At 33.2% G+C, this 17,421-nt stretch carries 8 protein-coding genes; 2 read left to right on the top strand and 6 right to left on the bottom strand.

Going from position 1 to position 17,421, the window contains the following annotated elements; genetic code table 11:
* Positions 1–31: 31 nt before the first annotated feature.
* Both Q0684_RS02825 and Q0684_RS02820 read right to left on the bottom strand, forming a co-directional pair.
* Positions 32–3,289, bottom strand: coding sequence for a family 78 glycoside hydrolase catalytic domain (locus Q0684_RS02825; RefSeq protein ID WP_299012524.1), 3,258 nt, complete (start codon positions 3,287–3,289; stop codon positions 32–34).
* A 12-nt stretch (positions 3,290–3,301) separates the two neighbouring features.
* Entirely contained in the window at positions 3,302–6,475 is a 3,174-nt protein-coding gene (locus tag Q0684_RS02820; protein ID WP_299012523.1) for a family 78 glycoside hydrolase catalytic domain, read from the bottom strand.
* Between the two features lie 676 nt (positions 6,476–7,151).
* Between Q0684_RS02820 and Q0684_RS02815 the strand changes: the two genes are divergently transcribed.
* Positions 7,152–8,528 (top strand): DUF1080 domain-containing protein, encoded by a 1,377-nt coding sequence (locus Q0684_RS02815; RefSeq protein WP_299012522.1) that lies wholly within the window; start codon positions 7,152–7,154, stop codon positions 8,526–8,528.
* Positions 8,528–9,871 carry a Gfo/Idh/MocA family oxidoreductase gene (locus tag Q0684_RS02810; RefSeq protein ID WP_299012521.1) on the top strand — a complete coding sequence of 448 codons (1,344 nt, stop codon included), beginning with the start codon at positions 8,528–8,530 and terminating at the stop codon, positions 9,869–9,871. The genes Q0684_RS02815 and Q0684_RS02810 overlap by 1 nt, the downstream gene beginning before the upstream one ends.
* A gap of 98 nt (positions 9,872–9,969) precedes the next feature.
* On the opposite strand, the gene Q0684_RS02805 is transcribed toward Q0684_RS02810, so the two are convergent.
* The 4 genes from Q0684_RS02805 to Q0684_RS02795 all read right to left on the bottom strand — a co-directional run bounded on the left by Q0684_RS02805 (position 9,970) and on the right by Q0684_RS02795 (position 17,418).
* Positions 9,970–11,886 (bottom strand): hypothetical protein, encoded by a 1,917-nt coding sequence (locus tag Q0684_RS02805; protein WP_299012520.1) that lies wholly within the window; start codon positions 11,884–11,886, stop codon positions 9,970–9,972.
* A gap of 132 nt (positions 11,887–12,018) precedes the next feature.
* Positions 12,019–12,258 (bottom strand): T9SS type A sorting domain-containing protein, encoded by a 240-nt coding sequence (locus Q0684_RS13510; RefSeq protein WP_366140191.1) that lies wholly within the window; start codon positions 12,256–12,258, stop codon positions 12,019–12,021.
* 486 nt (positions 12,259–12,744) lie between these two features.
* Positions 12,745–14,061: a hypothetical protein gene (locus Q0684_RS02800; RefSeq protein WP_299012519.1), complete on the bottom strand. Its 1,317-nt coding sequence runs from the start codon at positions 14,059–14,061 to the stop codon at positions 12,745–12,747.
* Between the two features lie 150 nt (positions 14,062–14,211).
* The gene (locus tag Q0684_RS02795; RefSeq protein WP_299012518.1) at positions 14,212–17,418 is read right to left on the bottom strand and encodes a BNR-4 repeat-containing protein; all 3,207 of its coding nucleotides are present in this window, start codon (positions 17,416–17,418) and stop codon (positions 14,212–14,214) included.
* Positions 17,419–17,421 lie beyond the last annotated feature (3 nt).

Raw genomic sequence — 17,421 nt, 5'->3', positions numbered from 1 at the left:
TTCGCCCATAGATAACTTACAATTGTATGTATTATTTATTATCCAATGAAATTTTCAATTCTTTTATTGATGGTGCTTGTTTTGCATCCAAAATAAAAACTCTACATTTTGTAGATTGAATAGCATCAAACTCGTGAATTTTATTTGCTCCACAAGTAGTTCCTTCTACAATATCTTTCCATTTGTCATCTTCCCAATATTGCAATTTATAAGAAGAAATGTTTTGCTCAAATTCATCAACAATAATTTGATTGAAGGTTTGTGGTTTTACCCATTCTACTTCTACATATTGATTTTTAGTTTCTGTTGCTAACCAACGTGTTTCTTCATCTTCATCATTTACTCTAAAGGCTTCAAAAACGGGTAGTTTTTCAGTTTTAATAAACATAGAACTCGCATTCATTCTTCCTAATTTGGCAAGATTCTGTATGTTATTTAATGGTTCTGGAAATTGGGTAACAGGAATTTCTTCAACCTTAAAATTGTAAACTCCAGAGGTTACATTATAGATGATATAATTACCTACTGCCTTACTTTTTTCTGATCCCACAAAAGTGATTCCTTCTGCATTTTCAGCTAAAACACCACTTTCCGTAATTTCGTTATTACTTGTTGCTGGTAAATACACTTTTGCAGTTGTATTTACAGGAACTTCAATATGAAATGTTGCGCCTTCCCACTCTTTTTTCCAATTAACAACAACGTTTCCATACATCGATTCATACTCGGTATTTGCAAAGGTTAAATCGCCAACAGGAGCTGGCTTAATCATCATATTTTGCATGCCTAATTGCTCTGGATTTGGACGAATACCACCAAAACCTTTTACAAAATAGCCTCCAATTCCTGTATAACAAGTATGAATTTGACTGTTTCCAATGGCAGACCAACGCTCTGGCCATACTGTTTTCCCTTGCTCTAAAAAGTAGCCATAACTTGGGTGATGTTTGTCTCTTAAAAGTTCATAAATTAAATCCATACGCTCGCCAGATTCTGTAAAATAACGCGTGTATAAAGCTTGTCCTGAACTTCCTGTATCGTAATATGGAAATTTATACAACACATTATCTTCTAGTTGTGCTGCTACTTTTTCTTTTTCAGATGAAGGCGTTACACCAGATAATAAAGCAAAAGCTTGATCCACTTGATAGCCTTTTAAATATTTACCTGTTTCTGGATTGTAAGACAATTTATGCGTTGCTTCTCTTTGCACTTTTAAACGTTCTTTATAAATTTTAGCATCTTCAGTTTTACCTAAAGCTTCTGAAATTTGCATTGCATTTTCTAACATATAAGCGTACAAACAATTGTTAAAATGTGCAGCATCTGGAGAATTACTACTCGTCCAAAAATTACCTCTTGGCGTACACCAATCGCCTAAACCTGGCATTTCTCTTTTTCCTTGTTCTCCTATTTTTAAAGCACCACCAGTATTAGCATTCGAATGTTCGTACAACCAACTCATCCATTTTTGCATCGATTTATAATTGTCTTCTAACACTTTTTTATCGCCTAACATTCTGTAAGTTTCCCAAACCGTTAATGGACTATTCGCTTTCCACATTAAAAACGGACGATCTTCTTCATTTAATACAGCTCTTGTTTGTCCGTCTGATAATTGTGCATCTCTTGTATATTGTAAATATTGATCCATATAGGCACCACTTTCAAAGTTTGGTAAAGCATCGCCATACATTGCAGCTACAGTAACTTCTCCCCAACCTCTTCTTTCTCTGTGTGGACAATCTACCAAAACACCATCCATCGTATTTGCTAAATAAGTGTTTAAATTGATTTGATAAATTTGATTCAATTGCGTGCTAGACGATTCAAATTTGCTGATTTGCTTGCGATTATTGGTAACCACATAGCCTTTAGCGTCTTCTATTTTGGGCTCATAATTCAAACCATAAACGGTAACCCACCTTCCACCAGCAACATTAAAACGGTTTTGGAATTTCCCTTTTCCCGATTTCCCAAAAATGTATTTACTCTTTTGATTCCAACTTGTGGTTGTTTCTGTTTGATCGCTTATTTCAAACAAAATAGAATCGCCTTCTTTTCCTTTATATAAATCCATTTCAAAAAAACCAGTATAGTTTTCACCCATATCAATTCTATACGTTCCGTCTTCATTTTTATTAACTCCAATCGCTTTTATTTCTTTAAACTTTACTTGTGGTTCTACCATTTGCGAACTTAAAGTAGCTCTAATAGGGCTGTATAATGCACGTACTTCTCTATTTTTTCTGCTATTTAAAGCAAAATACATATTGTTGCCTTCTGGTATTTTAGCGTTTAATGCTTTGTGATTGTACACACTAGCATTCATCCAATAGCTATCATCATAATCTACTGTATTCCAATCATCTTCACGCTTGCGATCATCAATCGTTTCACCTCCAAAACGTAAAATATCCCAATCGCCATAATACTCAGTATGGCTTTTTTTGGTTTTCCAAGTGGTATCTGTTTTTAGGGTGATTTTTTCTCCTCCTGAAATAATTTCTGCTTGTGCTTTAAATACAAAAGGCACATTTCTGTATTCACGAATACGTTTCCAACGTGCCCAACCTGCAGCGTGCCAAATGGCAATTACATTGTCTCCTTTTTTTAGTTTGTCTGAAATATCATAGGTTAAATAGGCAATTCTTTTCTTCATATACGTTGAAACAGGATTCATTACATTCTCTGTAATTTTTTCTCCATTTACATACAGTTCGTGATAACCAAAAGAACCCACAAACACAAATGCAGATGATGCTTCATCTGAAAGTGTTACTTTTTTTCTGTACCAATTATGGTCTGTTTTTTTCTGATCAGATTTTAAAATCCAGTCGCCTTTCCAATCAGATTTTTTCAATAATCCCATAGAAAATTTTCCAAAATCACTCCAATTGGAAACGTTTCCATCTTTATCCCAAACCTTTACTTTCCAAAAATATTGTTTTGCAGATGCTAATTCATTGCCTTCATAAGTAACATTTACAGATTGATTTGAATCTACTTTTCCAGAATCCCAAACATCGCCAGTATTACTCTCTAGATTATCTAAACTACTTGCAATCAATATTTGATATGCTGTTTGTTTTTGGCCTCTAACTGCATTTTCTTGTGCTAACTTCCAGCTTAATCTAGGGCTTGTATTATCTATTCCTAAAGGATTTTCGCGATACTCGCATTTTAAAGTTGTGGGTACTACTGAAATATCAGTGCTGCAACTGCTTATTACACCTACAAAAACTAAAATTATAACGCTATTAAAGATGTTCTTCAAGCTATTTTTCATTTGTTGACTCTTTTATTCTGATAAATTATGTATTTCAAATTCGCTAATGGATACAGGATTCAATGCTTCAGCAATGTATAAACGACATTTTTTTGTAGTAACTGCATCAAATCCTATGGTTTTATTTTGTCCGCATTTGTTACCTGATGCAATGTCAACCCAAGTATTTCCATTCCAATATTGGATTTTATAATTGCTTATATTTTCTCCCAATTCATTGATAACTACTTTATTTATTTTTTGAGGTTGCATCCATTCCATTTCTAACCATTGGTTGTTCTTATAACGTGCTATCCATTTGCTTGTTTCATCATTATCATTAGTTCTAAATGCCTCAAAACCCGGATTTTGCGCATCTTTAAAATACATAGAAGAAGCACTAGCTCTTGCAGTAAGTGCTGCATTACTTCCTGTATATTGTGGTTTTGGATAACTCACTTCTGGTAAGTTATTAGCAGTAAAATCATAAACTCCAGATGCGACTTCAAAAATGATGTATTGCCCAACTGCATCACTTTTTTCTGTTCCTACATATTTTATATGACTTACATTAGAAACTTGCTGACCGTTTACAAGTACTTCGTTTGCACTTGTAGCAGGTATGTATATTTTTGCAGCTGTATTTTCTGGTATTTCAAAATGAAAGGTGGCACTATCTTCAGACTTTGTCCAATTACTGACAATATTTCCATATAAAGATTCTAAAGAGGTATTGGCAAAAGTTAAATCGCCAACAAGCGCTGGTTTTATGATAAACTTTTGAAAACCATAATTTTCTGGATCTACACGAATACCACCAAAACCTTTAATAAAATAACCTCCAATACCTGTATAACAAGTATGAATTCTGCTTGGCCCTCTACTTGACCACAATTCTGGCCACGTAGTTTCGCCTTGTGCTATAAAATACCCATAACTAGGGTGACTTTTATCTGTAAGTACTTCATAAATTAAATCCATACGTTCGCCAGATTCAATAAAATAACGGGTGTATAATGCTTGTCCAGAACTACCTACATCATAATAAGGAAAACTGTAAAGCATTCTATCTACCAAATTATTGTACACTTTTTCTTTTTCGGAAGCTGGCGTTACACCAGAAAATAAAGCAAAAGCTTGGTCTACTTGTCTACCTGTTCCATAATTACCAGTTGTAGCATTGTAGCTATTATTGTGGGTTGCTTGTCTCTGTACTTTTAAGCGAGCATCATATTTGGTGGCGTCTTGGTTTTTGCCAAGTTCGGTTGCTATATTTTTTGCAATTTCTAACATATAGGCATACAAACAGTTGTTAAAATGTACTGCATCTGGTGCGTTACAGCTTGTAAAATCGTTACCATGTGGTGTTGCCCAATCTCCTAAACCTGGAAATTCACGTTTTCCTTCTTCGCCTGCAATTAAAGATCCGCCAGTTTCAAAATTAGAATTTTTCAATAGCCAATCCATCCACTTTTCCATAGATTCATAATTATCCGCTAATATTTTTAGATCTCCAAAAGTTCTGTAGGTTTCCCAAATGGTTAGTGGATTATTCGCTTGCCACATTAAAAAAGGGCGATCTTCTTCATTTACGATTGCTCGTGTTCGTCCGTCAGGAAACTGAGCATCCAACATATATTGCATATATTGATCCATATAAGCACCACTTTCAAAATTAGGAAAAGCGTCTCCGTACATTGCAGCCACAGTAACTTCTCCCCAACCTCTTCGTTCTCTATGAGGACAATCCATCATAATACCATCTAAGGTATTTGCTAACATGGTATTGATATTTATTTCATAAATCTGGTTGAGTAATTCGCTAGAACTTTCAAACGTACTGATGCGTTTTCTATTATTCGTTAATACATAGCCTTTTATGTCTTTTAGATCTGGTTTGTAATTTAAGCCTGAAATGGTATACCATCTTCCACCTGCATAATTGAATCGATTGGCAAATTTTCCTTTTCCTGTTTTATCAAAAATATATTTGCTACGTTGACTTTTATTACATCTTACCCCTTTTATATCACTAATTTCTATGGTAATCGTATCACCTTCTTTTCCGTTTCTTAAATCAATTTCAAATTGACCAGTATAATTTCTTCCCATATCTATAAGATAAGGGCCATTTCCTGTAATTGCTACTGGCTTTAGTGTTTGATAACGCACTTGTGGTTCTACACGTTGCGCACTTAAATGTTTAGCCGTTTTTCCTTTCCAAACGATTGCCTGTTCCCAACTGCTATCATCATAAGCTACTGTATTCCAATTTGGTTCAGCTTTTCTGGCATCAATTAGTTCTCCTCCAAAATCTTGAATGTCCCAACCACCAACATATGTACTTAAACTGTTTTTACATTTCCAAGATGCATCAGAAACTATTGCCATTGTTTTGTCTCCCGCTTTTATTTCTGCTTGCGCTTTAAATGTAAACGGCGGATTTCTATATTCTCTAATTCTTCTCCAACGCGTCCAACCACCTGCGTGCCAAACTGCAATAACATTTTTTCCTTTTTTTAATTTATCCTTAATATCGTAAGTTAAGTATGGAATACGAGTTTTCATATACGACAATACTGGATTCATCACATTATCTGTAATTTTTTCTCCATTTACGTAAAGTTCGTGATAGCCATAAGACGCTAAATGTACCATTCCTGAAGTTGCTGTTTCAGAAAGCTCAAACGTTTTTCTATACCAATTTTGATCTGTTTTTTCTTGATTTTTTTTCTGAATCCAATCGCCTTCCCAATCACTTGTTTTTAATAATCCTATAGAAAATAATGCAGGTTTACTGTAGTTTGATGCTTCTCCATTTACGTCCCAAACTCTTACTTTCCAGTAACATTTTTGATTCGTCAAAAGCGGTTTTCCAGCATACAAAACGTTCACAGATGTATTGGTTAATGCTTTTCCAGAATCCCATAAATCGCCATTATCATCATTAAGATTATCTAAACTACTTGCTACTAAAACTTGGTATGCTGTTTGTTTTTGACCTTTTGTTTTATTTTCGTCTGTAATTTTCCAACTTAATCGTGGAGTAGTATTATCTATTCCTAAAGGATTTATTCTGTATTCGCAACGTAAATCAACAGCATCCACAGAAGTAGTTTTACACGAGAAAAATGTTATAGATATTACTAAAAAAAGAAGCACTTTAAAGCCCTTTACAAAAGACATATTTTTTTTATTTATTTTCATATTATTTTATTGTAACTACATATATACCCGAAATTAATTCGAATACATTATTTCTAATTCGTTTTTAATAGCCTTACTTTTTTTTATTCTTGAACTGGTAATTATGCCAAATTAGCTACTTTTTCTTAAAATGTAAAAGCCAAATTTATTTCAATATTATACATAAAAACCTTGTTTTAAATTGTTATAAAAATGCTTTGTTGTACAAACATTAGTCTTTTACAAATATCACCCATTAAACTTATTTTCAATCAATTGCTAAAAATAAAACATAACCAAATTCGCTTTAATTTAAAATTAAAGACAATTATTACTTAGAAATAATTTAATTTCATTACACTTTTTTTGCTAGTTTTATTTCGCATTCTTAGAAAAACATTACCCTATAACTTTTAAAATACGAATCTAAATAATACCAACACAAGCCATCATCTTAAAAAGTTTTTCGGTTTTATGTACTAAGAATTTTATAAATATATTTGAAAGACCTTATATAACTATCCTGCAATATCTAGGTTTCATACTCTTTAGAATTAAAAAATAAAGTGTAAATTACTGCAAAAATAAATTTGTCTATGCCTTTTTTTCAACAGGACACTACAGGGTGTTTTTTTGAAATTTATGAAATAGATTTGAAGGAAACGCTTGAATTTTAATAACAACTAAAATCAACTTTATGAAATTAAATACTTTATTTTTTATTACGTTCATCACATTAATTTTTTCTTCTTGCGCTGAAAATAAAATACCCTGGAAAGAACTTATCTCTAAAGATTCTCTAGAAGGTTGGAATATTAAAGGTGGTAATGCTACTTATAAAAATGAAAACGGAACCATAATTGGAACCACAGCTGCTAATACTCCAAATACTTTTTTATGTACTAATAAAATGTATAGTGACTTTATTTTAGAAATTGATTTTAAAGTAGATCCAACCATGAATTCTGGAGTTCAAATTAGAAGTAATTCATTACCTTATTATAGAGAAGGAATGGTTCATGGATATCAAATTGAAATTGATCCTTCTAAACGTGCTTGGAGTGGAGGAATTTATGATGAAAAAAGAAGAAAATGGTTAAATCCATTAGAAAATAATGCAAAAGCACAAAAAGCATTTCAACAAAACGAATGGAATCATTATAGAATTGAAGCTATTGGAGATACTCTAAAAACTTGGATTAATAATGTGCCTGCAGCCTATTTAATTGATGATAAAACAGCCTCTGGTTTTATTGGTTTACAAGTACACTCTATAGGAAAAAACAAAAAAAGTTTAGGTAAACAGATTATGTGGAAAAATGCTAAAATTCTCACCACAGATTTAGCTAAATACAGTAAAAAAAATCCTTTAGACCCCATAATTACCAACAATAATTTAACGTTTGACGAAAAAAGAACTGGTTGGCAAATGCTTTGGGATGGAAAAACAACAAATGGCTGGAGAGGTGCAAAACTTGATAAATTTCCAGAAAACGGTTGGTCTATAGAAAATGGAGAATTGATAGTTGCAGAAACTGGTGGTGCAGAATCTACTGCTGGAGGAGATATTGTAACCACAAAAGAGTATAGTAATTTTGAGCTAAAAGTAGATTTTAAGTTAACCCCTGGTGCAAATAGTGGTATAAAATATTACGTAGATACAGAACTAAATAAAGGACCTGGTTCTTCTATTGGTTTAGAATATCAAATTTTAGATGATGAATTGCATGAAGATGCAAAAAGAGGTTCTTATGAAGGTAGTAGAACTGTTGCTTCATTATATGATTTAATGAAAGCAGACCCAATAAAACCTATAAAACCAATTGGAGAATGGAATCACGCTTATATAAAGTCCATTGATAATCATGTAGAACATTGGATAAATGATGTAAAAGTTTTAGAATATGAACGTGGAAGTGCAGCATTTTTAAAACTAGTTGCTGGAAGTAAATATGAGAAATGGCCAAATTTTGGAGTTTTAGAAAAAGGGCAAATCTTATTACAAGATCATGGTGATAAAGTATCTTTTAGAAATATAAAAATTAAAATTCCTACAATCAAAAAGAAAAAATAATGAAAACAAGTAGAAGAAACTTCATAAAAAAGACAGCTACAGCAGCTGCAGGAATTGGTTTGGTAGGAACTGCAAATGCGATGTCTGCTAAAAGTTACAACAACATTATAGGTTCTAATGATAGAATAAATGTGGCCATACAAGGTTTAGGGCGTCGTTATTTTTCTTTTATAGAAGGTATTGCTGCCAAAGAAAATAATGTTCGCTTAAAATATTTATGTGATGTTATGCCTAGTCAATTAGACAAAGCGCAAGAAAAAGTAGGGCAAAAATTAGATTATAAGATAAAATCTGAAGAGGATGTTAGAAACATTATTAATGATAGAAATATAGACGCTATTTTTATGGCAACACCAGATCATTGGCATACACCAGGAGCAATTATGGCAATGCAAGCAGGTAAACATGTCTATCTAGAAAAACCATGTAGTCATAATCCGCATGAAAATGAATTGGTAGTTGCTGCCCAAAAAAAATACAATAAAATTGTACAAATGGGTAATCAGCAAAGATCGTCTTTAGAAAGTCAAGAAATTATTACAGACATTCATAATGGAGTTATTGGTGATGTTTACAAAGCGGTTGCTTTTTACACCAATGGAAGAGGAGCAGTTCCTGTGCCTGTGAAAACAGCACCTCCAAAAGGACTAAACTGGGATTTGTTTCAAGGTCCATCACCTAGAAAAGACTATACACATGATACCTGGAATTACAATTGGCATTGGTATGGTTGGGATTTTGGAACTGCAGAAATGGGTAATAATGCAACACACGAATTGGACATTGCACGTTGGGCTTTAGATGTAAAATATCCTGAATATGTAGATGTTATTGCAGGTAAGAGACAATTTAAAGAAGATGGCTGGGAAATGTACGACCAAATGGAAGCCACATTTAAATTTGCTGATAATAGAGTTATTCAATGGAATGGAGATAGCAGAAATGCCTATCAAAAATATGGAAGAGGAAGAGGAACCATTATTTACGGATCTAAAGGATTGGTATTTGTAGATAGAAGTGGTTACGAGTTATATGACTTAAAAGGAAAGTTAATTAGAGAAAAAAAATCTGGAGGAAAAGAAGGAGGACTTGCATTAGGTGGTGGTGGAAATTTGACTACAAGACACGTTACTAACTTTTTTGAAGCCATTAGAGGAAAACAAAAATTAACTTCCTCCATAAAAGTTGGTGCTGTTTCTCAAATGCTAACACATTATGCAAACATTGCCTACAGAATTAACAAAGGTTTTAATGTTGATGAAAATTCTGGTAAAATATTTGATAGAGACGCCATGAAGCTTTGGACTAGAACCTATGAACCTGGATGGGAACCAAAATTGTAAAATTTTATAAAACGTAATTTTATAAAAAAATAGGAATTGCATCTACAGGAATTTTAAGTTCTAATGCTTTATGTAGTTAGTGACATATTAAATTATGCCTAACTAACTAATATACTAATCCTTAATTCCTTTTGTTGTTCCTTAAAAAACGCTTCAAAAGGAATTGCCTCTACACCAGGTACCATATTAAAGGTTCTGTTGCCTTGTATTTCTTTTATTTTTATAGGTGAATTAGATTTTACGGTAACTAAACCTTCAGGTTTTTGAATGGTAAATTCTGTTTCATTAATTTGAGTAACAACTTCTTTATTTGGAGAAATTATTGGCAATACAAATGCTGTTGGTGCTGTTATATTTTGATCTGTTTTTACTGTAACCTCCATTTTATCTACAGAAGATTTGTAGTTAATTTTAAAGTCAGCAGCTGTTTGTTCTACTACTTTTCTATCAACGTCTTTTAGTTGAATATTCGCTAATAATTCTATCGTATTATTTTCATCTTTAGAAGCAACAGTTGCTGGCAAATCATACAGATTTGTATACCAAACATCGTCTTTAAAAACCTCAACTCTTGGTGTTAAGCAAATATCTTTATTGGGTTGTACTTGTTGGTTGTTCTTTTCAACCAAAGCATATTCTGCCATACTTGCTGCACATAACAATCCTACTTTATTATGATATAAAACTCCCAATGCACCTCCAGAGGCTTGACGATAATCATATTTATAGTGATATTCTGCATCATAAGCACTTACAGTTCCTCTCCAATCTCCTCGTGCAAAAAGATACACATCTAAATCTTTAAAGTGTTTTACGCCATCTGCATTTGTTCTTGGCAAATTTGTATTTGCATTTATTTCTGGTAAATGCTCCCAATGATCTAACAAAGCTGCTAGAGGTTTTGCGTGTGTGAACGTATGGTGTACACAAGGTGGAATGCCTGCTTCAATAAAACCAGGACCACCGTGAATTAAACCATCTGCTGTACAACGTTGTAATAATTCAGTATTTTTTACTGCTGCTATTCCAAAAGCGGGGTTAATATCTGCCATCATCCCAAATGCGGGTTGACTACCATCACAGGTTCTACTTCCCCAATAACTCCATTTGTACATTCTATTACCCCAACTATTATCCCAAGCACCATCTGGCAACATAAATTCTAAATGACTGTTTAAAGATTTGGTTAAAATTTGTAGTAATTCTTCATCTTTCTGTTTAACAGCATACATTACCAAACTATTCAAAGTTTCTTCTACATTGTAGCCTAAATCTACACCATGTAAACCTTTTTCACTTAACTTGCTTGAACTTTTCTTGCATTCTCCAAATAGAAAACTTTCGTTTTCTGTAAAGTATGCTTTTACTTGAGATGCTAATTTTTTACTCTTTGCTTTAAAATCTTTTCTATTGACAACATCACCAATTAAATTTAGACCATAAACTGCTGTTCCTGGATAATTAATGTTTGTAAAATCTATGGTAAACGTTTTGTAAATATAATCTCCTGCTTTTTCTAAACGTTTTGTCCAAGCATTTCTGGTTTCTTCATCTAAAACGTGCCCATGATAATGCAATGCTTCTGCTAAAGCAATTGCCCCAAAAATGGTAATTCCTTTCCAAGATTTTGGATTTTTTATAACGGTCCAAGCACCATTTTCTTGAGAGACATTATTTTCTGCCCAAGTCATTACTAATTTAGCACCTTCTACATACTTTTCTTCACCAGTTTTGTCTGCCATGTATAAAAACGGATACACAGCATCCATACAACGTCCGTGAATATGAGAACAAGAAGGGCAACCTAAAGCACCATGTATGTCTAAATTTGATGGATTGTTAATTTGTACTTTTAGCATACCATCACTCCAATCTTTTAATAATCCTGATATTAAATTTTTAAATTCTTGTGAATGTTCGTTATGAGTAGCACACCCGTTTAATAATCCTGACATTGGTAATGTTAAACCTACACCTGCTATCGCAGAAAGTTGAAGAAAGTTACGTCTTTTCATTAAGCTTCTATTTGAAATTTCAAATTATAAAGATACTATTTAAATTCTATCCTGTTTTGTCCTGTTTTGGAAAATTTAAAAAGCCAAAAGAACTATTTTCTTTTGGCTTTTCAATAAAATTACATTTGTACTTTACTTCATTATTAGTTTAGAATGATATACTTTATTTGTGCTAGTAATCACTTTTACCATATATATTCCTGAAGTAAATTTTCTGTTATTCTCAATAGTAACACTTCCATTATTTATTGTGTCTTGATATACTATTTTACCCAAAGTATTGTAAATAATTACATTTGCTTTAGAAACATTACTTAAGGTTATTGTAAAGTTTTCTTTGGCAGGATTTGGATAGACGTTTAAAGAAGTAATATCTCTAACATTATCTTCAACACTTAAAGTTTGACTTGTAGGTATGGCTTCCCATTGCCCTCTCTGGTCTGTTGCATTGGCTGCAAAAGTAACAACGCTGCCATCTTCATTTACATATAAAAATCTACCATTATTTCTATGTTCAAACCTATAGAAATCTGTAGCTTCATCTTTGTATAATGTCCAAACTTTATCTGAGTCACTTGCTGGCGGTGCTTTAGAAGTACTTACAACGGCAAATGAACCTGCAGAAAAATTACTACCTGTAGCTCTTAGAATACCAAAAACCTGACTATCAATATTAATAAATTCTCCACTTTCTTCAAATGTCCAGTGAGTATTTGTTGTTTCTCCAGAATCTGATATTGTTACTGGCGTTGCAGCAGCTCCAGAATCTTTTAAAAATTGACCTGTAGCTACATTTCTTAGTCTAAAAATATCATCAGAAACTACGGGTCTGTCAACACTTTCTTCAACCTCTGCTCTTTAATAAGTGGTGTTTGCCCATCTAAACTGAGCCCTACCACCTCTTACTCTATATGCTCCATATCTAATACCAGATTCTAAGCCTCTTTCTGGCTCTGGAATGGCATAAGGAAACGATTCTCCATTAATTACAGCATCACAATAATGTATTTTTTTCGTTGGATCGTTTGGATCTTCTCTAAAACCAACTTCCAATTCAAAAGTAACTTCCTCGTTTTTATTTACTCTTGTTAACAGCACCACTTCTCTTCCATTACTTCCTTCACCTCCTCTTGTTAGAATGCGTTCTGCGTAAATATCAAAAGCTACTTGTTTGCCTGCATTAATACCAACACCTTCAACGGGGTGAGCTCTATATAAACAAATGGCTGGATCTCTAGAACCTCCACCACCAGAATGTTTTCCTTTGGCCTGTGCTAAATAACTTCCGTTTTGACTAAAAGCTCCTCCATCTCCTACTTCTAAAATTCTTACAATTCCAGTAAATCTTGCAAAACTTCCTACACCTGTTTCACCAGATCTTGGTAAAGAACGTTCTATTCTAGGTTGTAATGTAGCTGCATCCCAATGGTTAGAACCATCTGTAATATTATAAACTCCCCAAGTTTTGCCATACAATTCTACTTCTGAATAATCTGAATAACAACTTCTGTCGTCCGCAGTTCCTACATTAACAGCATTAGATATATCTACATTTCTAGTATTATTATTTTCAAATTCCCCAGAAGAAGGACAACTTAAATCTGTACTAGTATCTTCATCTGGTGCTATTTCAACAGGTATTTCTACAAATGGGATTATTTTCCAGTTACTTCTATTATCTGCAGCTGAAACAGTAATATGTGTAACAGTTCCATTTTCTTCATGATATAAAAACCTATTATTTCTTGATTCAAATCTATAAGTATCCTCTGTTCCGTTATAAAATATTGACCATGTTTTATCTGTATCTGGAGCTGGTGACGCTTTAGATGTACTTACCACAGTACCTGTTCCTACAGCACGAATTATTCCAAAAGTTTCACTATCTATATTATAAAATGCGCCACTTTGTACAAATTTAAAATGTGTATTTGTTGCTTCACCAGTATCTGACATGGTTACAGGTGTTGCGCTTGCACCAGAATCTGTTAAGAATTTTCCTGTTTCTGCATTTTGCAATCTAAAAACACCATCAGAAGGCAATTCTCCTTGTGCTCGTATAAAAAATGAACTTAATATTAAAACGAAAAATAATATTGATGTAAAAGTTTTGTTACTCATTACTTTTTTGAAATTTAATTTATGATACAATAATGTTAATCCTGTAAAGTTCATTTACAGAAATTAGTTTACCATCCTGAGCTGTTCTGAATTACCTTAATTTTAAGAAATCTAAAACTATAAGAAACAAAAAAAACAGAGGTTAGCTCTGTTTTTTTTGTTGATTTTACATTTTTAACTTCTTAAAGTAGTATTTTAAATTAACTATTTTATAATTAGTTTAGAACGAAATGCTTTACTGCGTTCTGATATAGCTTTTACCAAATATACACCTGTTGCAAATCTAGCATTATCTATTTTTAGAGTACTTCTTACAGATGAATTTTGATAAACTCGTTTTCCTAGTACATTATAAATTTCAAGATTTTTAATAGTATCTGTATCTTGGAATCTTATTGTAAATTCTCCTTCTGAAGGATTAGGATAGATTTGCATAGAAGATTCTAGTAATTTTTCGTTTGATATACTTAATGTTTGACTAGTAGGTAATACTTGCCATTTACTTCTTGCATCTGTATCTGGTACTGCAGTTGTAATAACCTTTCCATCGTCTCTATAGTACAAAAAACGGCCTGTAGTACCCGCTTCAAATCTGTAAGAATTATCACTTTCATTGTAATAGGAAGTCCATACTTTATCTCCATCTGCTGCTGGTGATACTTTACCTGTACTTACCACTGCAAAAGGGCTAGCTGTAAAACCTGCACCTGTAGCTCTTAAAATACCACTATTCATGTTATCGATATTTACAAAATTTGAATTCGGAACTTTTGTTATTTCCCACCTCATTGCATTATCTCCGTTAACATCATGCATATTTACAGGTTGTGCAGTTGCAGATCCTTCACCTAAAAACTTATTTGTTGCAACATTTCTAAACCAAAAAATATCATCTGAGCCATCACTTTCTCCCCCTGAAGTTGCATCACCAATTATCATTCGATCAAAATTAAAACCACCAACTTCGCCTACAACTCTAATTTTTTGAACTCCTTTTTGTAGAGTAATTGTTGTTTTTGTAGGTAAAAATCGAGTTAAATTTGGTGTTCTTACTACTGTTACAGATTTCAAAACTGTATTCCCTTTCATTATCTTTAACTTTTTACCTGTAGAAGGCACAGCAGCAAATATTTCTAAAGGATATACACCGTCTTTAGGAACATCTATAGTATACTCTGCATAATCATTTACATTCCAAGAATTTAAATAGAATACAGAATTACTCCAACGTGTAACATTTACCCCTTTTTTTGAAGTGTAATACTCTGCTTCAATTTTTGATGGAATTTTATGTGTTTTCGGAGCAACTGTAATCGTTTTTGAAGCTTGAGCAGCTATAAAATAAGCATTCCCAGCATCTGAAACTGTTATTTTTGCATTACCTGCACCTAAAACTTGCCTTACCTGATTATTCCAAACTACAACTACTTGATTATTTGGAGCAATAAACCGTAACTGAGCCTCAGGGTTATTAGTTGTTACTTCAAGATCAAACGCTGGATCTCCTGAGGTTACTGTTGGAATATCTTGAAACGTAATTACTTGTTGCTGAACAGGTACGTTAAGTTTATACCCTACTATTGGAGCAGCATTATAATCATTGTTACCAGATTGTATGGCGTTAATTGTGGTTTCTCCTGCGCGTTTTACTTGTAGTTTTCCATCTACAATTGCGGCAACATCTGTATTTGTACTTTCATAAGCTACTGGTAATCCTGAACTGGCAGTTGCATTTAAAGTTTCATCTGGAGAACCCCAAACATAATTTGTAGATGATAAACTAAAATCTATAGTTTGATTCAATTTTGCTGTATTGGCATTAACTACTAAAGTTCTTGAGACCTCTGTGGCATTATCATAATTTCCATTTCCGCTTTGACTAGCAGTAATTTCACATGAACCAACTCCCATGATTTTTATTGTATTACCATTAACGATACGTGCAATATTTGCATTAGAAGACTGGTAGGAAACAGGAAGGTTTGAGGTTGCTGTAGCGTTTAACTCAAAATCTTCATCTCCTTCTGTTTTCTCTGCTAAAGCGTTAAAATTAATGGTTTGTGGAGTATATTCTTCTTTCTCTATTTTAAAAACAAAACAATGTACAGGTACTTCTGGGCTATTTTTTCTTTCACTAAATAGAAATGCAATAACTCCATCGTCCATTATTGTGATACTTTTTTGAACACCTATTCCAATACTTTTTCTAAAATCCTCTCTCCAATCATAAGTTCCTGCTAAAGCACTTGTTACAATAAAGTTCCCACCAGAGACTCTAAACTTGTACATTCTTTTACCATAAAAAATACCTAAAGACCCTTTTCCTCTTTCTTCTTTAAATTCTTTTTCACCGGCTTTTTTCAAGTAATTAAAAGGAGATATAGCTCCTCTTGGGTTTACATACATGTAGATATCATTTTTAGGAGAAATAGCCAACTGTGGACCTCCTGCCCAGCCCCAATCAGAATTCTCTCCTCTTGGATCTGCTATTCTAAAAGGGGTATGATTTGTAACTGGTAAATCATAACTTTTACCATCAAATGTTCTTGCTTTGTCATTCATTCTTGGCCCTAATTCCATCAAGTTAACGCCTTCATTTGCTTCTGTTGGAGATTCTGCCCAACGTGGGGAATATGAATAGTAAAACTTGCCGTTTAAAAAATGAGCGTTACCGTAGGCAAAATGTCTTTCTCCTTGGGTAACTTGCGCACCTCTTCCTCTAATAATTGTTGTTTCTGGCGACCAAGTATCTCCATTATAGTAGGTCATAATAATATCTCCTCCAACAGCAGAACCCAAACGTCTTTCAAAATACATTTCTCCCTGATCGTTATTAAATAAATCTGGGTAAGTAACACCTGTTACTTTTTTTCCAGGAATCAAATAATTTTGTTCTGGCAAAAAGTTTGCTGCTGTAAATTCACTATCAGGAGCATAGGCAATATTTTTCTTCGACCTTATGTAATTTAAATCTTCATTATGATGATCGAACATTAAATGTACTGTTCCATCAATAGGAGAAACACCAACATTTGTAGTTAAATGTGTATCTCCTTTTCCTCCCACCAAACTCATTTTTGCCGGAAGTTGCACATGTACCCAGCCACCTTCACCAATTTTCTTTCTTGAAACCATTAAAGTTCGGTCTGCCCAACCCCCACGATACCAAGTATAAAAAACAAAACCCTTGGATACTTTCATACAGTTACCATGCGGATTTATGCTTCTACCATAATGAAATGGTCTTGGGTCATCTGGTTTCCAAAAAAATAATGCTTCATCAGTAACTTTAGAACTTTCTAAAAAAGTTACTTGTGCAGTAACTCCGTTAGAAAAAGTAATGAAAACTAAAAATAATAGCAATATTAATTTGTAGTTTCTAAACAGAATAAATTGGGGGATTGCTTTCATAAT

Origin of the sequence: uncultured Polaribacter sp. (assembly GCF_947503875.1) — a bacterium.
GTDB lineage: Bacteria > Bacteroidota > Bacteroidia > Flavobacteriales > Flavobacteriaceae > Polaribacter.
Note: the sequence above shows the minus strand (reverse complement) of the source record. Positions and strands in the feature narration are given on the sequence as shown.